The organism is Pseudoroseicyclus sp. CXY001 (assembly GCF_041714655.1).
Taxonomy (GTDB): Bacteria; Pseudomonadota; Alphaproteobacteria; order Rhodobacterales; family Rhodobacteraceae; genus Pseudoroseicyclus_A.
The window spans coordinates 577,570-596,741 of sequence record NZ_CP168219.1; the positions used below are offsets into that span (position 1 = coordinate 577,570).

Annotated in this window: 21 protein-coding genes; 8 read left to right on the plus strand and 13 right to left on the minus strand. The window is 68.8% G+C overall.

The features are described from left to right. Positions 1 to 18 precede the first annotated feature (18 nt). Complete coding sequence (locus tag ACAZ03_RS03040; protein ID WP_373355883.1) at positions 19 to 411, minus strand: metallopeptidase family protein; 393 nt, start codon at positions 409 to 411, stop codon at positions 19 to 21. A 48-nt stretch (positions 412 to 459) separates the two neighbouring features. Here ACAZ03_RS03040 and gltX point away from each other — a divergent pair, with 48 nt between their 5' ends. Continuing rightward, the gene (gltX, locus tag ACAZ03_RS03045; protein ID WP_373355885.1) at positions 460 to 1,788 is read left to right on the plus strand and encodes a glutamate--tRNA ligase; all 1,329 of its coding nucleotides are present in this window, start codon (positions 460 to 462) and stop codon (positions 1,786 to 1,788) included. A gap of 8 nt (positions 1,789 to 1,796) precedes the next feature. Here gltX and ACAZ03_RS03050 read toward each other — a convergent pair whose 3' ends face one another. Continuing rightward, positions 1,797 to 2,828 (minus strand): sodium:calcium antiporter, encoded by a 1,032-nt coding sequence (locus ACAZ03_RS03050; RefSeq protein ID WP_373355886.1) that lies wholly within the window; start codon positions 2,826 to 2,828, stop codon positions 1,797 to 1,799. Positions 2,829 to 2,935: 107 nt separating this feature from the next. On the opposite strand from ACAZ03_RS03050, the gene ACAZ03_RS03055 reads away from it, so the two are divergent. Continuing rightward, positions 2,936 to 3,286 carry a hypothetical protein gene (locus tag ACAZ03_RS03055; RefSeq protein WP_373355887.1) on the plus strand — a complete coding sequence of 117 codons (351 nt, stop codon included), beginning with the start codon at positions 2,936 to 2,938 and terminating at the stop codon, positions 3,284 to 3,286. A gap of 75 nt (positions 3,287 to 3,361) precedes the next feature. Here ACAZ03_RS03055 and ACAZ03_RS03060 read toward each other — a convergent pair whose 3' ends face one another. The 3 genes from ACAZ03_RS03060 to ACAZ03_RS03070 are packed head-to-tail and all read right to left on the minus strand — an operon-like array spanning position 3,362 to position 7,085. Continuing rightward, complete coding sequence (locus tag ACAZ03_RS03060) at positions 3,362 to 3,889, minus strand: gamma-glutamylcyclotransferase family protein (RefSeq protein ID WP_373355888.1); 528 nt, start codon at positions 3,887 to 3,889, stop codon at positions 3,362 to 3,364. Continuing rightward, positions 3,886 to 6,405 carry an ABC transporter permease gene (locus tag ACAZ03_RS03065; protein ID WP_373355889.1) on the minus strand — a complete coding sequence of 840 codons (2,520 nt, stop codon included), beginning with the start codon at positions 6,403 to 6,405 and terminating at the stop codon, positions 3,886 to 3,888. The genes ACAZ03_RS03060 and ACAZ03_RS03065 overlap by 4 nt, the downstream gene beginning before the upstream one ends. Next, entirely contained in the window at positions 6,402 to 7,085 is a 684-nt protein-coding gene (locus ACAZ03_RS03070; protein ID WP_373355890.1) for an ABC transporter ATP-binding protein, read from the minus strand. The genes ACAZ03_RS03065 and ACAZ03_RS03070 overlap by 4 nt, the downstream gene beginning before the upstream one ends. Between ACAZ03_RS03070 and ACAZ03_RS03075 the strand changes: the two genes are divergently transcribed. Both ACAZ03_RS03075 and ACAZ03_RS03080 read left to right on the plus strand, forming a co-directional pair. Further along, entirely contained in the window at positions 7,060 to 7,782 is a 723-nt protein-coding gene (locus tag ACAZ03_RS03075; RefSeq protein WP_373355891.1) for an arylesterase, read from the plus strand. The genes ACAZ03_RS03070 and ACAZ03_RS03075 overlap by 26 nt on opposite strands. 3 nt (positions 7,783 to 7,785) lie before the next feature. Beyond that, complete coding sequence (locus ACAZ03_RS03080; RefSeq protein WP_373355892.1) at positions 7,786 to 8,382, plus strand: SOS response-associated peptidase; 597 nt, start codon at positions 7,786 to 7,788, stop codon at positions 8,380 to 8,382. Between the two features lie 73 nt (positions 8,383 to 8,455). Here ACAZ03_RS03080 and ACAZ03_RS03085 read toward each other — a convergent pair whose 3' ends face one another. The 3 genes from ACAZ03_RS03085 to ACAZ03_RS03095 all read right to left on the minus strand — a co-directional run bounded on the left by ACAZ03_RS03085 (position 8,456) and on the right by ACAZ03_RS03095 (position 9,430). Further along, positions 8,456 to 8,662, minus strand: coding sequence for a cold-shock protein (locus ACAZ03_RS03085; protein WP_373355893.1), 207 nt, complete (start codon positions 8,660 to 8,662; stop codon positions 8,456 to 8,458). A 156-nt stretch (positions 8,663 to 8,818) separates the two neighbouring features. Further along, positions 8,819 to 9,034: a hypothetical protein gene (locus ACAZ03_RS03090; RefSeq protein WP_373355894.1), complete on the minus strand. Its 216-nt coding sequence runs from the start codon at positions 9,032 to 9,034 to the stop codon at positions 8,819 to 8,821. 243 nt (positions 9,035 to 9,277) lie between these two features. Further along, the gene (locus ACAZ03_RS03095) at positions 9,278 to 9,430 is read right to left on the minus strand and encodes a DUF3309 domain-containing protein (RefSeq protein WP_373357036.1); all 153 of its coding nucleotides are present in this window, start codon (positions 9,428 to 9,430) and stop codon (positions 9,278 to 9,280) included. Between the two features lie 169 nt (positions 9,431 to 9,599). On the opposite strand from ACAZ03_RS03095, the gene ACAZ03_RS03100 reads away from it, so the two are divergent. Next, positions 9,600 to 10,238 (plus strand): hypothetical protein, encoded by a 639-nt coding sequence (locus tag ACAZ03_RS03100; RefSeq protein ID WP_373355895.1) that lies wholly within the window; start codon positions 9,600 to 9,602, stop codon positions 10,236 to 10,238. 67 nt (positions 10,239 to 10,305) lie between these two features. On the opposite strand, the gene ACAZ03_RS03105 is transcribed toward ACAZ03_RS03100, so the two are convergent. The 5 genes from ACAZ03_RS03105 to ACAZ03_RS03125 all read right to left on the minus strand — a co-directional run bounded on the left by ACAZ03_RS03105 (position 10,306) and on the right by ACAZ03_RS03125 (position 14,905). After that, positions 10,306 to 10,512 carry a cold-shock protein gene (locus tag ACAZ03_RS03105; RefSeq protein ID WP_373355896.1) on the minus strand — a complete coding sequence of 69 codons (207 nt, stop codon included), beginning with the start codon at positions 10,510 to 10,512 and terminating at the stop codon, positions 10,306 to 10,308. Between the two features lie 250 nt (positions 10,513 to 10,762). Beyond that, entirely contained in the window at positions 10,763 to 11,626 is an 864-nt protein-coding gene (locus ACAZ03_RS03110; protein WP_373355897.1) for a DUF3800 domain-containing protein, read from the minus strand. 169 nt (positions 11,627 to 11,795) lie between these two features. Beyond that, entirely contained in the window at positions 11,796 to 13,451 is a 1,656-nt protein-coding gene (gene ettA, locus ACAZ03_RS03115; protein WP_373355898.1) for an energy-dependent translational throttle protein EttA, read from the minus strand. An 84-nt stretch (positions 13,452 to 13,535) separates the two neighbouring features. Further along, entirely contained in the window at positions 13,536 to 14,000 is a 465-nt protein-coding gene (locus ACAZ03_RS03120) for a GNAT family N-acetyltransferase (protein WP_373355899.1), read from the minus strand. 11 nt (positions 14,001 to 14,011) lie between these two features. Continuing rightward, complete coding sequence (locus ACAZ03_RS03125) at positions 14,012 to 14,905, minus strand: AEC family transporter (protein ID WP_373355900.1); 894 nt, start codon at positions 14,903 to 14,905, stop codon at positions 14,012 to 14,014. Between the two features lie 109 nt (positions 14,906 to 15,014). Between ACAZ03_RS03125 and ACAZ03_RS03130 the strand changes: the two genes are divergently transcribed. The 3 genes from ACAZ03_RS03130 to ACAZ03_RS03140 all read left to right on the plus strand — a co-directional run bounded on the left by ACAZ03_RS03130 (position 15,015) and on the right by ACAZ03_RS03140 (position 19,147). Further along, complete coding sequence (locus ACAZ03_RS03130) at positions 15,015 to 16,274, plus strand: aminopeptidase (RefSeq protein ID WP_373355901.1); 1,260 nt, start codon at positions 15,015 to 15,017, stop codon at positions 16,272 to 16,274. 363 nt (positions 16,275 to 16,637) lie between these two features. Next, positions 16,638 to 18,143, plus strand: a complete 1,506-nt coding sequence (locus ACAZ03_RS03135; RefSeq protein ID WP_373355902.1) for a sugar ABC transporter ATP-binding protein — start codon at positions 16,638 to 16,640, stop codon at positions 18,141 to 18,143. Next, a complete protein-coding gene (locus ACAZ03_RS03140) occupies positions 18,140 to 19,147 on the plus strand; it encodes an ABC transporter permease (protein ID WP_373355903.1) in 1,008 nt (335 codons plus the stop codon). Before ACAZ03_RS03135 ends, ACAZ03_RS03140 begins: the two co-directional genes overlap by 4 nt. Positions 19,148 to 19,172 lie beyond the last annotated feature (25 nt).

Sequence of the window (19,172 nt, forward strand, 5' to 3'; positions counted from 1 at the left end):
AAGACAGCGAGGGGGGCGTCAGGTCCACCACTCGTCGATTTTCGCGATATCGTCGTCGGACCAGCCGAAATGATGCGCGAATTCGTGGATCGTCACATGGGCGACCAGCGCGGCGAGCGTCACGTCGCCGCGCTCCGCCCATTCATCGAGGATCGGCCGGCGGAAGAGCCAGACGGTGTCGGGCCCCGCCGGCTGGTCGAAGGCGCTTTTCTGCGTCAGCGGGATGCCGTCATAGAGGCCCGAGAGCTCGAAGGGCTCCGCCTCCATGTCCTTCAGGATGTCATCCGGCGCGAACTCCACCACCCGCAGGGCCACCTCGGCGGCGCGGGCGCGGAACGCCTCGGGCAGCGCCGCCACCACCTGACGGGCCGCCTCCTCGATCTCGTCGCAGCTCGGGGCCATCCACTCCATGCTCTGCGATATGGACAAGACCGGCCCCTTGTGAAAGAGGCGATGGCCATGACAACGACCCGTTTTGCCCCTTCTCCGACCGGCTGGCTGCATATCGGCAACCTGCGTGCGGCGCTCTTCAACTATGCCATCGCGCGTCAGTCCGGCGGCACGTTCATCCTGCGCATCGACGACACCGACGCCGAGCGCTCGAAGCCCGAGTTCATCGAGGGCATCTTCGAGGATCTGGGCTGGCTGGGCCTCTCCTGGGACCGGGTCGAGAAGCAATCCGACCGGCTGGACCGCTACATGGCGGCCAAGGAGAAGCTCATCGGCATGGGCCGGCTCTACGAGTGCTTCGAGACGCCGGTGGAGCTCGACCTCAAGCGCAAGAAGCAGCTGAACATGGGCAAGCCGCCGGTCTATGACCGCGCGGCGCTGGAGCTTTCGGACGAAGAGAAGGATCGCCTCCGCGCCGAACGCGGCGGCTCGCACTGGCGGTTCCTCCTCGACCGCGAGCGGATCGAGTGGGAGGACGGGATCCTGGGGCCTATCTCCATCGATGCCGCCTCCGTCTCCGACCCGGTGCTCATCAAGGATTCCGGCCAGGTGCTCTACACGCTGGCTTCGGTGGTGGATGACGTCGAGATGGGCGTGACGGACATCGTCCGCGGCTCCGACCATGTCACCAACACCGCGACGCAGATCCAGATCATCGAGGCTTTGGGCGGCACGGTCCCCCGCTTCGCCCACCATTCGCTGCTGACCGGGCCGGAGGGCGAGGCGCTCTCGAAGCGGCTCGGCACCCTGTCGCTCCGCGACCTCCGCGCCGAGGGCATCGCGCCGGAGGCGGTGATCAGCCTCATGGCGCGGCTCGGCTCGTCGGAGCCGGTGGAGCTGCGCGCCTCGATCGACGAGGTCGTGGCGGGCTTCAAGCTCGACACCTTCGGCCCCGCGCCGACCAAGTTCGACAAGGCCGACCTCGGGCCACTGACCGCCCGCGTCCTCGCCGCGCGGCCCTATCAAGAGGTGGCGGAGGCCATCGCCGATGCCGGCGTGCCGGCCGATCTCGGCCCCCGCTTCTGGGAGATGGTGCGCGAGAACATCGCCACCATGGGCGACCTCGCCCCCTGGTGGGAGGTGATCTCCACCGGCCGCGCCGGGCGCGCCGAGGCGGAAGACGAAGCCTTCGTCACCGAAGCGTTCTCGCTCCTCGGCGAGCCGCCCTACGGGCCGGAGACCTGGGGGGAGTGGACCGCCGCCGTCAAGGAGGCCTCCGGCCGCAAGGGCAAGGGCCTTTTCATGCCGCTCCGCCGGGCCGTCACCGGCCGCGACCGGGGGCCGGAGATGGCCGACCTCCTGCCGCTCATGCAGGTGAAGCCGGGGCTGAAGGGCTAGCGGCAGGGCTAGCGGGCGAAGACCTCGACCGCCACCGCGCAGGCGTAGATGGCGATCATCAGAAGGCTCTCGATGCCGATGCGCGCCGGGCCCTTGCGCTGCCTGAGGATCAGCCCGCCGAGCAGCACGGCCGTCATCAGCATCCCCGTCGCCAGCCAGTACAGGTCGTTCGGCCCCACGGCGGCGTAGATCGAGCCGTCGCGATAGGCGATGTCCGAGAAGGTGATGAAGAGCGTGTCGAAGGTGTTGCCGCCGATGATGCCGCCGACCGCCAGTTGCAGCGCGCCGCGGCGCACGGCGACCAGCGTCGTCACCAGCTCCGGCAGCGAGGTCACCACGGCGGTTCCCAGCGCGCCGACGAGGCTCGACGACAGCGCAAAGCGCGTGATCATCTCGCCGCCCGCCTGGGCGATCACCCAACCGCAGCCGCCCATGATGGCGACGAGCCCCGCGAAGGCCAGCGCCGGGCGGAGGATTGAGCGCCCCGCCTCGCCCGAGTCCGCCGGGTCGTCATGGCGGGTGTCCGTCGTCTCCACCGGCCGCCACATGGGCGACTCGCGCACGTTGCTCGCGAGCTTCACCCCCGCCAGATAGGCGAGGAAGAGCACGATGGAGACGGGATGGACGCCGAAATAGGCGATGTCCGGCCCGGCGATGGCGGCGATCGGCAGGCTGAGCAGCACCAGAAGCATTACCGCCTGGAAGAGGTTCGCCGGCTCGGCGGCGGCATGTTCCAGATTGGCGCGCTTGTAGAGAAGATCGGCCAGGGCGAGGAACAGCGTCTGCGCGGCGATGCCGCCGACGGCGTTCGAGAGCGCGAAGCTCGCATCCCCCGAGGCCGCGGCGCTGATCGAGACGACGACGCCGGAGAGCGAGGTCGCTCCCCCGAGGATGATGCCGCCGGCCATGGCCTCGCCCATCCGCGTCCGGTCGGCGATCACGTCGGCGAGCCCGGTGGCGCGGATCGAGGCGGCGATCACGGCGGCCCCCGCCAGCGCGAAGAGCGCCAAGATCAGCCACATCGACATATCGGTCATCATCCTGCCGCCCCTTCCCTCGCGTCTCCCCCTTGAGGGAACGGAGCGGGCGCCAAGTGTGTTCCATCCAGCGACAGGCTCGACGCCCGGGCTATTGACGAGGGACAAAAATGGCAAAGATCACCTTCTCCAACATCGGCCAGGCCATCTTGCCGGATATCGACGGCGGCCCCTCGCGAGAGGAGCGTCTGGTGCCGCTCGCCTATGCCGGCGGGATGCTCGCCATCGGCGCCGCGCTGCTGCTCGCCCGCCCCGGCATCGGCGAGGTCCCCGAGGCGAGCCCCCTCGGCCATGCGCCCCGCCGCGGCCGGCTCCGCCGGGCGGCCCATTGGGCGCGCGACGGGCTGCAGAGCTTCGCGCCGACGAATGTCACCGACAGCCTCGGCCGCTCTCTGGTGATCGGCGGCGCCGCCCTCCTCCTCACCCGCCTCCTCGACGAGGTGGCCGGCCCCGAGGACTGATCCGCCTTTCATCTGGCCATAAATATGCCGGGGGTGTGGGGGCAGAGCCCCCACCGCACCAAAGGAAATGCGCCTTCAGGCGCCCCTTTGAGCAGCCAGCAGACGATCCACCAGCCCGGTCAGCGCCGGCGACTGCGGATGCGCCCGCGGATAGATCGGCGCCGCGCGGTCGTCGATCACCGGCCGCGCCCAGCCGTCCGTCGTCTCGAAGAAATGCCGGGCGCCCGCTTCGCCGAATTCCTCCGCGAAGCCATGCACCACGACGTCGAGATAGCTGAGGAGGATCGGCTGCCGCTCGCCGGGAGGCGAGGCATTGTCTGCCGCGACGCGATAGAAAGTCAGCCCCGCCGCGTGATCGTGGCGGAGGTAGGCGCCCTCGCGGGCGTCGAGCGCCTCCCAGGAGGCTTGCGGCACCACGGCGGCGAGCCCGAGGATCTCCCCCGGGCCTTCCGTCACCGAAAGATAGGCCACTTCGCGCAGGCGCGTGCCCTGCCAGTGGCGGCGAAAGCCGGGCAGCTCGGCGGGTTCGGCCTCGGCATGATCATGCGTGAGCCGGTTCACGAGGCTGCCGTAGCCGAAGATGCGGCGGAATGGAGCAGTCATTCCCGGGCTCTTAGCACCTGAGCAGGGCGGGCGGCCAGCGGGCGGAGCGCGAAGACGAGGCCTGCGAGCAGCGAGGCGAGCGCGCCGAAGGCGGTTATGAAGAGCGCATTGCCCCAGACGGGCACGAACTCCGTCTCCATCAGCCGCGCCATCACCGCCCAGCCGCCGGCGACGCCGGCGATGAGCGCCACGATCCCGGCGGAGAGGCCGAGGAGCGAGGCGCGGAGCGCGAAGCTCCAAAGGATCCGCGCGCGGCTGGCGCCGAGCGTTTTGAGGAGCGCCGCCTCCCACGCCCGCTGCCGCTCGCCCGCCGAGGCGGCGCCGATCAGGACGAGAAAGCCCGTCAGCAGCGTCACGGCGGCGCCGTAGCGCGTGGCGGCGGCGATGCCGCCGAGGAGTCGCGCCGCCTCCTCCACCGCCTCGCGAATCGAGATCGCGGTGATGTTGGGATAGGCATTGGCGAGATCGCGGAGGATCGCGGCCTCCGCCGCCTCCTCCGCATAAACCGTGGCGATGAAGCTGTGGGGCGCGCCGGCGAGGGCCGAGGGGTTCATCGACATGACGAAGCCCATGCCGGCGCCGGAGAAATCGACGTCCCTGAACGAGGTCACCTCGCCGGAGAACTCCCGGCCGAGGATGTTCATGGTGACCCGGTCACCTAACACCAGCCCGATCTCCTCCGCCTCCTGCGCGGAGAAGGAGATCTGCGGCGGGCCGTCGTAATCCTCCGGCCACCATTCGCCCGCCGTCACGGTCGTCCGCTCCGGGACACTCGCGGAATAGGTGAGGCCGCGGTCGGAGCGCAGCACCCAATGGGGCGGCAGTTCAGAGGCGGGCACGTCGTTGATGGCGGTGATCATGCCGCGGAGCATGGGGGCGGCGTCGACGCGGCTCACCGCTGGGTCGCCGTCCAGCCGCGCCATGAAGCCCTCCATCTGATCCGGCTGGATGTCGATGAAGAAGTAGGAGGGCGCGACCTCGGGCAGCTCGCCGGTGATCGCCCGGCGCATGTTGCCGTCGATCTGCCCGACCGCCGCCAGCACCGCGAGGCCAAGCCCGAGGGCGAGCACGGTCGAGACGGTCTCGCCCCCCCGCGCCCCCACCGCGCCTAAGGCCAGCCGCAGGGCCGGGCGGCCGCGGGCGGGGCGGGCGAGCCGGCGGGCCAGCCACCGCAGGCCAAGGGCGGCCAGCGCCAGGATGCCGAGCGCGAAGGCGATGCCGCCCGCCGCCCAGAGCGTCAGCTCGGCGCTGCCGGAGAGCCAGGCGGCGGAGCCGACGAGCGCGGCGACGAGCAGCGCCGTCGCCAGAAGGTAGCGCGGCCGGGGCAGGCGGGCGCCGGCGCCCGCGTCGCGGAAGAGCGCGGCGGGGCCGACCTCCTCCGTCCGCGCCAGCGGCCAGAGCGTGAAGATCAGCGCGGTGAGCGCGCCGTAGAGGGCCGCCTCGGCCAGCGGGCCGGGGTAGATCGCGAAGGTCGCGGGGATCGGCAGCGCGTCGCTGAGGAAGGGCGCCAGCACCAGCGGCAGGGCGGCGCCTATGATCAGCCCGAGCGCGATGCCGAGCGCCGCCAGCGCGCCGATCTGCAGGAGGTAGGTGACGAAGACCGTCCCCCGGCTGGCCCCCAGCGAGCGCAGCGTCGCGATCGTCGCCGTCTTGGCGCCGAGATAGGCGCGCACGGCCGACGAGATGCCGACCCCGCCGACGGCGAGGCCGGCGAGCCCCATGAGGATCAGGAAGGCCGCCAGCCGCTCGACGAATTCCTCGGCGCCGGAGGCACCGCTCCGGCTGTCTTCCCAGCGCATCCCGGCCTCGCGGAAGCGCTCCTCCGCCTCGGAGCGAAGCGCGGCGAGGTCGCTGCCTTCGGGCAGGCGCAGGCGGTACTTCGTCTCGAAAAGCGTGCCCTCGGCCAGAAGGCCGGAGCCGGCGAGGCTCTCGGTCAGGACGATGGTCTTCGGGCCGAAGCCGAAGCCGCCGGCGGCATTGTCGGGGTAGCTGTCGAGGATGGCGGAGAGCCGCAGCTCCTGCTCGCCGAGGCGGAAGGTATCGCCCGGGGCGAGGCCCAGCCGGTCGGCGAGGAGCCGCTCCATCACGGCGCCCGGCAGGTCTCCCGGCGCCAGCGCCTCCGCCAGCGGCATGGCGGGGTCGAGCGTGACGGCGCCGATCAGCGGATAGTCGTCATCGACGGCATGGACCTCGGTCAAGGCCCGCTCGGTGGCCTCGCCCTCGCCGATGGTGGCGAGGGAGCGGAACTCGACCATGGTCGAGCGGGCCAGGGCGATGTCGTCCATGAAGGCGAGCTCGTCCTCATCGGCGAAGCGGTAGGTGAAGGTCATCTCGGCATCGCCGCCGAGCAGCCGGGCGCCCTCCGATTCCAGCCCCGCCGTGATCGCGGCGCGGACGGAGCCCAATGCGGCGATGGCCGCGACGCCGAGCGCCAGGCAGGCGAGGAAGATGGCGAAGCCGCGGAGCCCACCCCGCAGCTCGCGCCGCGCCAGCCTTGCGGCCTGGGGCAGGCTCACGCCGGCGCCCCGACCGCCAGCCGCCCGTCATGGAGCGGCACCGTGCGGTCGCAGCGCTCGGCCAGCTCGGGCGCATGGGTCACCATGATGAGCGTGGCGCCGTGCCGGTCGCGGAGAGAGAAGAGCAGGTCCATCACCTGTGCGCCGGTGGCGGCGTCGAGATTGCCCGTCGGCTCGTCGGCGAGGAGCAGCCGCGGCCGCGTCACCGAGGCGCGGGCCAGCGCCACGCGCTGCTGCTCGCCGCCGGAGAGCTGGCTCGGGTAATGCCCGGCGCGCTGGCCGAGGCCGACGGCCTCCAGCTCCGCCTCCGCCCGGGCGAAGGCGTCCTTCGCGCCGGCGAGCTCGAGGGGCGTCGCGACATTCTCGAGCGCGGTCATGGTGGGAATGAGGTGGAAGCTCTGGAAGACGACCCCCATATTATCCCTGCGGAAGCGGGCGAGGGCGTCTTCGCCGAGGGGCGTCAGATCCTGCCCCAAGGCCCTGATCCGCCCTGATGTGGCGCGTTCCAGCCCGCCCATGAGCATGAGGAGTGACGATTTGCCAGACCCGCTCGGCCCGATGAGCCCCAGCGTTTCCCCCGCCTGCACCTCCATCGAGATGCCCTTGAGGATCTCCACCCGCCCCGCATTGGCCATCAGTGAAAAGGTCACGTCGGTGAGGCTGAGGGCGGGGTCGGTCATCGCAGATTTCCTCCGGGCGGCGCGTGGCCTTGCATATGGGGGGCGGCGCGGCATCCGCAACCTCGCCGCAGGGCTCGCGATCGTCGCAGGGGGCTTTGCCCCGGCCCATGCCGAAGACGTGATCCTCGCCTTCGGCGATTCGCTCACCGCAGGCTACGGCCTGCCGGTTGAGGAGGGGTTCGTGCCGCAGCTCGAGGCCTGGCTCCGCGAGGCCGGCGCCGATGTGCGCGTGCTGAACGGCGGCGTCTCAGGCGACACGACGGCCATGGGGCGCGCGCGGCTCGGCTGGGCGCTGGGCGACGGGCCGGACCTGATGATCCTCACCCTCGGCGCCAATGACATGCTGCGCGGGATGGACCCGGCCGACGCGCGCGACAATCTCGAGGCGATGATCGAGGAGGCGGAGGCTTCGGGCGCCCGCGTGCTGCTCGTCGGCATGAGCGCCGCGGGCAATTACGGCGCTGGCTACCGCGAGGCCTTCGACGGCATGTATCCGGCGCTGGCCGAGGCGCATGGGCTGACGCTCTACGGCGATTTCTTCGCGCCGCTCCTCGGAGCGGATCTCGAAAGCGCGCGGGAGGAGTATATCCAGCCCGACGGGCTCCACCCCAATGCGGCGGGCGTGGCGCGCATCGTCGAGGGGCTCGGCCCCGTGGTGCTGGACGAGCTGGCGGAGCTGCCGGGCGGCGCGGGCTGACCCGTGCCGGGGCGGCTGATCCTGACGCATGACGGCGCCGCGCTCTCTGCGGCGCTGGGCGTGACGGTGGAGGCGTCCCCGCGGGACAATATCGCGCCGGGCGAGGAGATCCTCGCGCTCCTCCCCGACGGCCCGGCCCGCGCGCGCTGGGGCATCGTGCCGGTCGGCCGCGTGAACGCGCGGGGGCGCCCGGTCATGGAGCGCATCGTCAACGCGCGCTCGGAGACGGTCTTCGACAAGAGCGCCTATGCGGGGACCGGGCGCGCGGTGATCCCCGTCTCGGGCTGGTACGAATGGACGGGCAAGACGCGCACCAAGGAAGTCTGGCGGATCACCCGCGCGGATGGCGCGCCGCTGCTCTTCGCCGCGATCAGCGATGTCTGGCAGGCGCCGGGAGGCGCGTCGCTCCTCCAGGTGGCGCCGGTCACCTGCAAGCCCAACCCGGAGGTGGCGGAGGTGCATGACCGGATGGCGGTGGTGCTCCGCCCCGAGGATGTGGCCGTGTGGCTCACCGGCGACCGGGCGGCGGTCACGCCGCTGATGGCACCGGCCCCGGCCGGGACCTTCCGCGTCGAGCCCGTGGCTGACCCCGGTCGATAGGGGGAGCGGCGAGCGGGGGCACAAAGCAAGAGGGCGGCAGATCGCTCCGCCGCCCCCGACATCCGGTCTCTCCTCAGGCGAGGGAGATGTTCACGGCGCTCTGCCGGCCGTCGCGGCCGGTCTCGAGGTCGTAGGTCACCTTTTGATTGTCGGCGAGCCCGGTAAGGCCCGAGCGTTCGACGGCGGAAATATGGACGAACACGTCCTTCGCGCCGCCATCAGGCGCAATGAAGCCATACCCCTTGGTGGTATTGAACCATTTCACGGTGCCGGTTGCCATCGGCATCACTCCTGTCCGGTGCCGCTCGCTTTAGGCAGCGGCCTGGCGCGTCGCGTCGATCGTGCTTGGCCTTCGGAAGAAGAGTGGGCAGATGAAGTAACTCGCACGCGTAATCTTCCAGATTTACCTAGGATCAATCAAGGTGATTCGCGGCCATCAAATGACCCGCAGCGCAGCCGGCAAATGGGGCCCTCCGCCCTGCGGGGGCGGGGCCGGGGGCCGCGCGGCAGAGAGCAGCAGCCCCGCCGCAATGGGCCCGGGCGCCAGGTAGAGGCAGAGGGCCAGCGGCCAGCCCGCCCCGAAGACAATGAGGCTGATCGCCGCGGCGATGACGCCGAGAGCGCCGGTGCAGATCATGAGAGCGGTGGCCATGGGCATCCCCTTGCTGTCCCCTCATGGGACGGGACCATTCGGGCCGGATCATGACGCGCCGGGGGCGGGGGCAGGGATTTGCCGGGGCGGGGATCGGCCGGCTCTCGGAATAGGGGCGGGCCCTCGCCTTTCGGCAGGCCCGCCCCCGGTCTCTTCAGAAGACGTCGAAGAGATAGAGTAGAATGATGATCGGAATCGGAATTCCGATGATCCAGGCAAGAATGCCTTTCATCTGTGCTGTCCTCAGAACACGCCCATCAGGGCGAGAATGATGATGATGACCAGCACCAGCCCGAGGCCGCCCGTGGGCGCGTAGCCCCAGTTGCGCGAATAGCCCCAGGTGGGCAGCGCGCCGATGAGCAGCAGGATCAGGATGATGATGAGAATGGTGGACAGGGCCATGCCGGCCTCCCGAAATTGTGAGCGATTGTCAGGCGCAACGCCTTGAGAGGCCAAGAGGTTCCCGCGATGCGCGCTTTCCGTCTTTCGGTCAAGTTTTCGCCAAATTGAGGGGGGACAAGGGCGCATCAATCGTTGGACCCCTTCCAGCTCAGGAGTGACAGGTATGTCCCTGCGCCATCGGCTCTCTCGCGCGGCGCCCGCGCTGACCGCTCTCGCCCTTCTCGCCGCCTGCAGCGCAGGCCCCGCGCCCGGGGGTGGCGGCGGCGGTGGCGGCTCGCCGACGCCCGGCGGCAGCGAGAGCTACACGACCGACCTCGCCGGCAAGGAAGAGCGCGTTGCCGCCGGCGGCCGGGTGCTCGATCAGGTCTATGGCGGCCAGCCGATGCCGGCGGTGCTGGTGCCGACGCTCGGCACGGCGACCTACAACGGCGCCGTCAGCTTCGGCAGCGACGTGAAGGACCCCGATTACGTGGCCGCCATGGCGGTGACGCTCGATTTCGGCACCGACCGGGTGCGCGGCTCGCTGTGGGATTTCCACGACCGCGCCGGCCATGTGGCGGGCGGCAGCGTGCCGATCAACGGAAGGATGCCCGCCAACGCGCCGGGCAGCGTCGAGGCCGGCGGCCGTGGCACGCTCTACTGGGGGCCCGAGGTCTCGGACGTCCGCGTCGACCTGCGCGGCAATCTCTACGGCGGCGAGGCGCAATGGCTCTGGGGACCGGGGACCGCGACGGTCACGACCGGCGGCGAGACCGATCAATACACCGCCACTATGGGCGGCGTGAACGACCGCGCGAACTGAGCCGGATTGGAGAACGAAAAAGGGCGCCCGCGAGGGCGCCCTTTTCCGTTGATCGGGTGCGTGGGGCTCAGGCGAGCGCCAGGTTCACCGCCGATTCGCGGCCGTCACGGCCGGACTCGAGGTCGTAGGTGACCTTCTGGTTGTCGGCGAGGCCGGAGAGGCCGGAGCGCTCGACGGCGGAGATGTGGACGAACACGTCCTTGCCGCCGGTCTCAGGAGCGATGAAGCCGAAGCCTTTGGTGGTGTTGAACCATTTCACGGTGCCAGTGGCCATGTGAGTATCCTATCTGTTCGCTGCCCGCGACACTGCGGCAGCCCGGCTCGTCAGTTCAAGTTCGAGACTGCGTACCGGTTAGGGGAACAGGGGATCGAATAGAAATCGTAGCGAGGAGGCGTATGGCACGGGAAGGGGGGGTGTGGCAAGGGGGGCTTCGCGATGTTACCGTTCTAGCATTGCCTTCATGTCTTCTTCACTTGACGACGCCTCTTGCAGCACCCTTTGGTCTGAGCTTGCACCGCAGAGGCTACCGCTGACCAATCGGTCGTGCCTTGCTCGCATCCCGCCGCATTTGGTTTTCAAGTTGTGCTTTTTCTTCCAGCATTCGGCCCAGGTCAGATAGGGGGCCAAGCGTCCTTGTGTTGGCCTCCTTCCTGCTCCGCTTCTCCAAGATGCTATGAGTACTTGTTGCCGCGAGCCGTTCTCCGAACAGCTTGTCGATGTAATCGTAGTCTGGAAACTCATCCGGCAGACACTCATAGGCCTTCAGGCGTCCAACGACAGTGGCAATCCAGTCTGCTGCCTGAATATTCTGATCAAGGTGAGACTCCACCTCGAAGGGCTGACCTGCCAAGTTCAGACATGGCTCACTGCCGAACATTGTCTTGGAGGCACATTCCAGCAGTTCCTTACGGGCTTGATGTTGATCCATTACGACGACAAACTGTTCATTCCTCGACGCAGCGTACCGATCAAGTTTTCTCAAAGCATGGGCAAAGCAAGTGGTATGCAGTCCAATAGGATTCAGACCATCTACAACGCCTAGCTTCTTCTCTCTGCCATAGTAGAAGGTTCGGCCGCCTAGGTCGCTGACCTTTTTGAAGGTTCGGTGGACCAATCGACGCAATTCAGGATATTCTCTGAGCGTCTTCGGTCGGATGAACGAAGTTCCTTTCTTTTCCCACTTCGCGGGCATCTTTCCATTAGCACGAAGGTCATGCTGAAAGTTCTTCTTCTTCTGATCCAAGATAAAAGAAGCGAATGGCCTTACTGCGGTTTCGGGCAGGATCATTCCTGCGAGGCCAAAGACGGGGCTCTCGTTGTGTTTGCGGCCATCTCGACCGCAATAGGGCCCGATATGGCCGAATTCATCTAGATATGCGAAGAGCATAAACACAGAAGCCCGCACCGAAGTGCGGGCCCTGGAATGAGGGCGGCGCTTACGCTAACCGCCTCTCGTGACTCGCACGTAGCATTACGATCTAGTTCTTTCAAGGGCACTAACGCGGCGATCGCGGGGCCTTGTGGAAAGCTGTTCTACCCGCCCCAGCATGTAGTGTCTACCGCGCGAACTTCTTGAACTTCACCCGCTTCGGCTCCAGCGCATCCACGCCCAGCCGGCGCTTCTTGTCTTCCTCGTAATCCTCGAAGTTGCCCTCGAACCACTCCACATGCGCCTCGCCTTCGAAGGCGAGGATGTGGGTGCAGATCCGGTCGAGGAAGAAGCGGTCGTGGGAGATCACCACGGCGCAGCCGGCGAAATCGACCAGCGCGTCTTCCAGCGCCCGCAGCGTCTCCACATCGAGGTCGTTCGTCGGCTCGTCCAACAGTAGCACGTTGCCGCCCGATTTCAGGAGCTTGGCCATGTGGACCCGGTTCCGCTCACCGCCCGACAGGAGCCCGACCTTCTTCTGCTGGTCCGAGCCCTTGAAGTTGAACGAGCCGCAATAGGCGCGAGAATTGACCTCGGCGTCGCCGAGGGAGATGAGCTCGGCGCCGCCCGAAATCTCCTCCCAGACCGTCGCCTTGTCGTCCAAAGTGTCCCGCGACTGGTCGACGAAGCTCAACTTCACCGTGTCGCCGTATTCGACCGTGCCCGCGTCGGGCTCCAGCTGCCCCGTCAGCATCCGGAAGAGCGTCGACTTGCCGGCGCCGTTGGGGCCGATGACCCCGACGATGCCGCCGGGGGGTAGGGCGAACGACAGATCCTCGATCAGGAGCTTGTCGCCCATGGCCTTCTTCAGCCCCTCGACCTCGATCACCTTGCCGCCGAGTCGCGGCCCGTTGGGGATGACGATCTGCGCGCGCGAGATCTTCTCACGCTCGGACTGGCCGGCGAGCTCTTCATAGGCGTTGATCCGCGCCTTCTGCTTGGCCTGCCGGGCCTTGGCGCCCTGGCGCATCCATTCGAGCTCGCGTTCCAGCGTCTTCTGGCGGGCCTTGTCCTCGCGGGCCTCCTGGCCGAGGCGCTTCGCCTTCTGCTCCAGCCACGAGGAATAATTGCCCTCCCACGGCACACCGCGGCCGCGGTCGAGCTCGAGGATCCACGAGGTGATGTCGTCGAGGAAGTAGCGGTCGTGGGTGACGATCAGGATCGTGCCCTTGTAGGCGATGAGGTGGTTCTGCAGCCAGGCGATGGTCTCGGCATCGAGGTGGTTCGTCGGCTCGTCGAGGAGGAGCATGTCGGGCGCCTCGAGGAGCAGCTTGCAGAGCGCCACGCGGCGCCGCTCGCCGCCCGAGAGGCTCGAGACATCGGCATCGTCGGGCGGGCATCGGAGCGCCTCCATCGAGACGTCGACCTGGGCGTCGAGGTCCCAGAGGTCCTGCGCGTCGATCTCGTCCTGCAGCTTCGCCATCTCCTCGGCGGTCTCGTCGGAGTAGTTCATGGCGAGCTCGTTGTAGCGCTCGAGGATGGCGCGCTTCGCGGCGACGCCGTCCATGACGTTCTCGCGGACGGTCTTGGTCTCGTCGAGATGCGGCTCCTGCGGCAGATAGCCGACGCGGGCGCCCTCGGCGGCCCAGGCCTCGCCGGTGAAATCCTTGTCTTGCCCGGCCATGATGCGCATGAGGGACGACTTGCCGGCGCCGTTGACGCCGACGACGCCGATCTTCACCCCCGGCAGGAAGGAGAGGCGGATGTTCTCGAACACCTTCTTGCCACCGGCATAGGCCTTCGAGACCCCGTCCATGTGGTAGACATACTGGTAGGACGCCATGCCGCTCTCCTTTGCCTCTGACGGGTGCCTCTGACGGGCGGGGGATATAGCGTAAGGCGCCCGCCTTCAACGGGGCTGGAGGGCTCAGAGGTCCTTCTCGAAGAAGACGTCCGGATAGGGGTCGGCGTTGAACCGCGGAATCTCGCGCCAGCCGCTGTTGCGGTAGAGCGCCACGGCCTCGGGCAGCGCCGAATTGGTGTCGAGCCGCAGCCGCGTCATGCCGAGCCGGCGCGCCTCGGCCTCGCAAGCCGCCATGAAGCGCCGGGCGAGCCCCTGTCCGCGCGCGTCGGGGGAGACCCAGAGGCGCTTCACCTCGCCGACCTCAGAGCCGTTGCCCTTGAGCCCGCAGCAGCCCATGGCCTCGCCTGCCGCCCGCGCCACCCAGAAGGCGCCGAGGGGCGGGGAGAGGGCGGCTCGGTCGGGATCGGCGGAGAGCGCCACGTCGAAGCCGCCCGGAAAGCGCGCCGCGAGTTCGGCGTAGTAGCTTTGCAGGCAGAAGAGCGCGTCGGGGGTGTCGGGCGGGGTGAGGGTGAGCGTGATCTCGGTCATCCGCGTCTCCTTCAGGCGAGGGCCGCCCAGAGCGGCAGGGCGGCAATGGCGAGGAGCGTCTGCCAGGCCATGATCTCGGCATAGAGCGGCGCGTCGCCGCCCATGGCGCGGGCGACGATATAGCCGTTGGCGGCGGTGGGCACGGCGAAGGCGAGAACGCCCGCCAGCCGTTCCAGCTCGCCGAGGCCGAGCGCCCAGGCGGCGGCGAGGAAGAGCGCCGGCATCAACACAGGACGGAAGGCGAGGCCGAGGAGCGTGGCGCCGGTGAGCCGCCGCAGGCGCCCCGCCTCGATCCCCGCGCCGACGCAGAGGAGCGCGATGCCGAGGCCCCCGGCGCCGATCATCTCGAAGGTGGTCTGCAGGATGCCCGGCAGATGCAGCCCGGCGAGGTTCATGGCGAGCCCGATGAGGCTGCCCTGCACCAGCGGATTGCGCCCGATGCTCTTCGCCATGCCGGCGAGCGAGGGATCGGCGCTGCCCCAGCGAGAGAGGACGAGCACGCAGGCGATGTTCACCGGCGCGATGATGACGACCATGGCCATGGCGATGAGGGGCGCGCCCTCCGCGCCCAGAAAGCCGGGCGCCGCCGCGAGCGCGAGGAAGCCGTTCCACCGGGTCGCGGTCTGGAAGATCGTCGTGCGGGCGGGGCCGTCCATCCGGGCCGAGGCGGCGAGCGCCAGGGCGCCGCCGGCAGCGAGCGTCACAAGGATCGCCACGGCGTAATCCGCCAGCGCCCCGAAGGCGAGATCGGCATTGGAGATGATGTCGATGAGGAGCACGGGGAAGAGCAGCCGGTAGCAGAGCGTCTCGATCGGCCCCCAGCTTTCCCGCGGGATGATGCCCGAGGCCTTCAGCGCGAAGCCGGCGGCAATGGTGAGGGCGATGGGCAGGATGGCGGCGAGCATGGGCCATGGATTGGCAGAGCCCGGGGGGGAGGTCCAGAGCCGCCGGCTGGCCCTCCGGCCGGGGGAGGGCTAGGTAAGGCGCAACACCAGACAGAACCGGAGTTCCGCCATGATCCAGGACGATGCCGACCTGCCCTTCGACCTCGCCAAGCTCGACCGCCTCGCCGAAGTGGCGGTCAAGGTGGGGCTCGGCCTTCAGGAGGGGCAGGACCTCGTGGTCACCGCGCCGACCACGGCGCTGCCGTTCCTGCGCCGCGTCGTCGCGCAGGCCTATCGCGCCGGCGCCGGGCTGGTGACGCCGATCCTCTCCGATGCCGAAATCACGCTCGCCCGCTACCGCGAGGCGAAGGACGAGAGCTTCGACAAGGCGCCGGGCTGGCTCTACAAGGGCATGGCCGAGGCCTTCGAGGCCGGCGCCGCCCGCATGGCCATCGTCGCCGACGACCCGATGCTGCTGGCGGATGAGGACCCGGGCAAGGTCTCCCGCGCCGGTCGGGCCAATTCGGCCGCCTATCAGCCGGCGCTGGCCAAGATCGCCGGCTTCGACATCAACTGGAACATCGCCGCCTATCCCGGGCTCGACTGGGCCCGCCGGATGTTCCCCGACCTTGCCGCCGAAGAGGCGCAGGCGAAGCTGGCGGAGGCGATCTTCGCCGCGAGCCGCATCGAGAACAACGACCCGGTGGCGGAGTGGGCCAAGCACAACGGGGCGCTGAAGGCCCGCTGGACCTGGCTGAACGAACAGCGCTTCGATGCGCTGCATTACACCGGGCCGGGCACCGATTTCACGCTCGGCCTCGCCGAGGACCACAAGTGGAAGGGCGGCGCGTCGGAGGCGAAGAACGGCGTCATCTGCAACCCCAACATCCCGACGGAGGAGGTGTTCACCACCCCCGACCGCAACCGCGCCGAAGGCTGGGTGCGCGCCACCAAGCCGCTCAGCCACATGGGCGCGATCATCGAGGGGATCGAGGTGCGCTTCGAGGGCGGCCGGATCGTCGAGGCGAAGGCGACCCGCGGCGAGGCGGTCTTCAAGGAGCTGATCGCGACCGACGAGGGCGCCTCCCGGCTGGGAGAGGTGGCGCTGGTGCCGCATTCCTCGCCGATCTCGGCCTCGGGCCTTCTCTATTACAACACGCTCTTCGACGAGAACGCCTCCTGCCACATCGCGCAGGGCCAGTGCTATTCGGATTGCTTCCTCGACGGCGCCAAGCTCTCGAAGGAAGAGATCGCGGCCAAGGGCGGGAACTCCTCGCTGATCCACGTCGACTGGATGATCGGCTCCTCCGAGGTCGATATCGACGGCATCAAGGCCGACGGCTCGCGCGTGCCGGTGATGCGTGGCGGGGAGTGGGCGCACCGGCTCTGAGGCTTCGGCCCGCCTGAGAGGCCGGGGGGCTGTCTGCCCCCCGGACCCCCCGAAGGGTATTTGAAAAGGGGCAGAGGCAGACGGTCTCCGAGCGGCCCCTCTGAGGCTACAAGAGGCGGCGGCGCTGTTCCCGGGAGGGAAGGGGGCCGGCCGCGCGGGCGGGCGGCGGCGGATGTGCCCGCCGAAGAGCCCCCCGAACCGCGCGCGAAAATTTTCGCCTCCCGAAGAAACCCCCTTGAGAACGGCTGACCCTCGGTTAGTCTGCTTGAGCCGCCCCCGACGGAGGTGGGGCCGGCGGGAGGAGTTTATGACCTGTCTGGCGGGGTTCGCCCCGGGACCGGCCTGCGCGGCCGGGGATCACGCATGAGCGATGAGGTGCGTCTCGCGCTGGCCGATGTCTCGCGGAGCTTCGGGCCTGTCCAGGTGCTGTTCGACGTGGCGCTGGCGCTGCGGCCGGGGGAGGTCCATGCGCTGATCGGCGAGAACGGCGCGGGCAAGTCGACGACGATGAAGATCATGGCCGGCTACCTGCGCCCCACGTCGGGCGAGGTGCAGGTGGACGGTGCCGCCGTCGCCTTCGGCTCCAGCCAGGAGGCGGAGGCGCAGGGCATCGTGCTCATCCACCAGGAGTTCAACCTCGCCGAGGAGCTGACCGTCGAGGAGAACGTGTTCCTCGGCCACGAGCTCCGCCGCGGGCCGTTCCTCCTGCGCAAGGAGATGCGGGCGAAGACGGAGGAGCTGCTCGAGCGGCTTCACTGCCGCGTCTCGCCGGGTGCGCGGGTGAAGGACATCTCCACCCCCGACAAGCAGATGGTCGAGATCGCCAAGGCGCTCGGCCGCAACGCCCGCGTGCTGATCATGGACGAGCCGACGGCCGTGCTGACCAACCGCGAGGCGGAGGTGCTCTTCGAGCTGATCGAGCGCCTGAAGGCGGAGGGCGTCGCCATCCTCTTCACCTCGCACAAGCTCGGCGAGGTGAAGCATATCGCCGACCGGATCACCGTGATGCGCGACGGCCGCGTGGTCGCCTCCGCCGCCGCCAGCCAGATGAGCGAGGACCAGATGGCAGAGGCCATGGTCGGCCGCGAGATGAAGGATCTCTACCCGACCCGCCGCGCGGCGCTGGGCGAGGATCTGGCGCTGAAGGTCACGGGGCTGACCGTCCCCGGCCATGCGAGGGATATCTCCTTCACGCTCCGCCGCGGCGAGGTGCTGGGCCTCGCCGGCCTTATCGGCGCCGGGCGGACCGAGGCGATAGAGGGGCTCGTCGGGCTCCGCCGCGCCACGGGCGAGGTGGAGCTGGACGGCACGCCCGTCACCATCCGCAGCCCGAAGGAGGCGCAGGCCCACGGGCTCGTCTACCTGACCGAGGATCGCAAGGGCCGCGGCCTCCTCCTCAACATGGGGTTGAAGGAGAACCTGACTCTGCAATCGCTCGGCGATTTCGCCAATCCCTTCCTCGACCGCAGGAAGGAGGAGGCGGCGCTGACCTCCGCCATCGCGGATTTCGACATCCGCGCCCCCTCGCGCGAGGCGAAGCTCGGCACGCTCTCCGGCGGCAACCAGCAGAAGCTGCTCGTCGCCAAGACCATGCTCGCCGCCCCCCGCATCGTCATCATCGACGAGCCGACGCGCGGCATCGACATCGGCACCAAGCAGCAGATCTACGACGTGATTCACCGCCTCGCGGGCGAGGGGGTGAGCATCATCGTCATCTCCTCCGAATTGCCGGAGGTCATCGGCCTCGCCGACCGGGTGCTCGTCATGCGCCGCGGCCGCCTGGCCGGAGAGGTCGCGGGCCGCGACAAGACAGAAGACGCCATCGTCCGCCTCGCCATGGGGCTGGACGGAGAGACGGAGCACGCATGAGCACCACAACCGACAGCCAGCCGCGGCAAGAGGGTCGCCGCCCGAGGCTCGACCTGCATGTGCTGGGGCCGATCATCGCCCTCGTCGTGCTCATCGTCGTCGGCGCGCTGATGAACCCCAACTTCCTCAGCTACGCCAATGTGACGAACGTGCTCGCCCGTTCGGCCTTCATCGGCATCATCGCGGTCGGCATGACCTTCGTCATCACCGCCGGCGGGCTCGACCTCTCGGTCGGCTCCATGGCCGCCTTCATCGCGGGGCTGATGATCCTCGTCATGAACCTCGCGCTGCCGGCGCTGGGCGGCGGGCTGACGGTTGTGCTCCTCGGCATCCTCACCGCGCTGGTCGCGGGGCTCGCCGCGGGCTGGATCAACGGCTTTCTCATAACGACGATGCGCATCGAGGCCTTCATCGTGACGCTGGGCACGATGGGCATCTACCGCAGCCTCGTCACCTGGCTCGCCGATGGCGGCACGCTCAGCCTCGATTTCGGGCTGCGCACCACGCTGCAGCCGCTCTATTACGGCGGGCTCTTCGGCATCTCGTGGCCGATCATCACCTTCGCGCTGGTGGCGATCCTCGGCGAGGTCATCATGCGCCGCACCGCCTTCGGCCGCTATTGCGCCGCCATCGGCAGCAACGACACCGTGGCCCGCTACTCGTCGGTCAACGTCGGGCGGATCCGGCTCATGACCTATGTCGGCCTCGGGCTGCTCGTCGGCGTCGCGACCGTCATGTATGTGCCGCGCCTCGGCTCCGCCTCCGCCTCCACCGGCGTCCTGTGGGAGCTGGAGGCCATCGCCGCCGTCATCATCGGCGGCACGATGCTCAAGGGCGGCTTCGGGCGGGTCTGGGGATCGGTCGTCGGGGTGCTGATCCTCGGCCTGATCGGCAACATCCTCAACCTGACGGATGCCGTCAGCCCCTATCTGAATGGCGCCATTCAGGGCGTCATCATCGTTCTCGCTGTCATATTGCAGCGCGAAGGCAAGGCCGGAACCTAGGCCTGCCGAAACTCAAGGGAGGAAT

Coding starts and splice junctions, on each gene's coding strand:
- ACAZ03_RS03125 (WP_373355900.1), bottom strand. CDS start 14,905: ATGCTCGCCGCCATCCTGCCCATCGCCCTCACCATTGCCGCCGGCTTC.
- ACAZ03_RS03100 (WP_373355895.1), top strand. CDS start 9,600: ATGTCCCTGCGCCATCGGCTCTCTCGCGCGGCGCCCGCGCTGACCGCT.
- ACAZ03_RS03135 (WP_373355902.1), top strand. CDS start 16,638: ATGAGCGATGAGGTGCGTCTCGCGCTGGCCGATGTCTCGCGGAGCTTC.
- ACAZ03_RS03120 (WP_373355899.1), bottom strand. CDS start 14,000: ATGACCGAGATCACGCTCACCCTCACCCCGCCCGACACCCCCGACGCG.
- ACAZ03_RS03140 (WP_373355903.1), top strand. CDS start 18,140: ATGAGCACCACAACCGACAGCCAGCCGCGGCAAGAGGGTCGCCGCCCG.
- ACAZ03_RS03110 (WP_373355897.1), bottom strand. CDS start 11,626: ATGCTCTTCGCATATCTAGATGAATTCGGCCATATCGGGCCCTATTGC.
- ACAZ03_RS03040 (WP_373355883.1), bottom strand. CDS start 411: ATGGAGTGGATGGCCCCGAGCTGCGACGAGATCGAGGAGGCGGCCCGT.
- ACAZ03_RS03050 (WP_373355886.1), bottom strand. CDS start 2,828: ATGATGACCGATATGTCGATGTGGCTGATCTTGGCGCTCTTCGCGCTG.
- ettA (WP_373355898.1), bottom strand. CDS start 13,451: ATGGCGTCCTACCAGTATGTCTACCACATGGACGGGGTCTCGAAGGCC.
- ACAZ03_RS03060 (WP_373355888.1), bottom strand. CDS start 3,889: ATGACTGCTCCATTCCGCCGCATCTTCGGCTACGGCAGCCTCGTGAAC.
- ACAZ03_RS03055 (WP_373355887.1), top strand. CDS start 2,936: ATGGCAAAGATCACCTTCTCCAACATCGGCCAGGCCATCTTGCCGGAT.
- ACAZ03_RS03085 (WP_373355893.1), bottom strand. CDS start 8,662: ATGGCAACCGGCACCGTGAAATGGTTCAATACCACCAAGGGGTATGGC.
- ACAZ03_RS03105 (WP_373355896.1), bottom strand. CDS start 10,512: ATGGCCACTGGCACCGTGAAATGGTTCAACACCACCAAAGGCTTCGGC.
- gltX (WP_373355885.1), top strand. CDS start 460: ATGACAACGACCCGTTTTGCCCCTTCTCCGACCGGCTGGCTGCATATC.
- ACAZ03_RS03090 (WP_373355894.1), bottom strand. CDS start 9,034: ATGGCCACCGCTCTCATGATCTGCACCGGCGCTCTCGGCGTCATCGCC.
- ACAZ03_RS03070 (WP_373355890.1), bottom strand. CDS start 7,085: ATGACCGACCCCGCCCTCAGCCTCACCGACGTGACCTTTTCACTGATG.
- ACAZ03_RS03130 (WP_373355901.1), top strand. CDS start 15,015: ATGATCCAGGACGATGCCGACCTGCCCTTCGACCTCGCCAAGCTCGAC.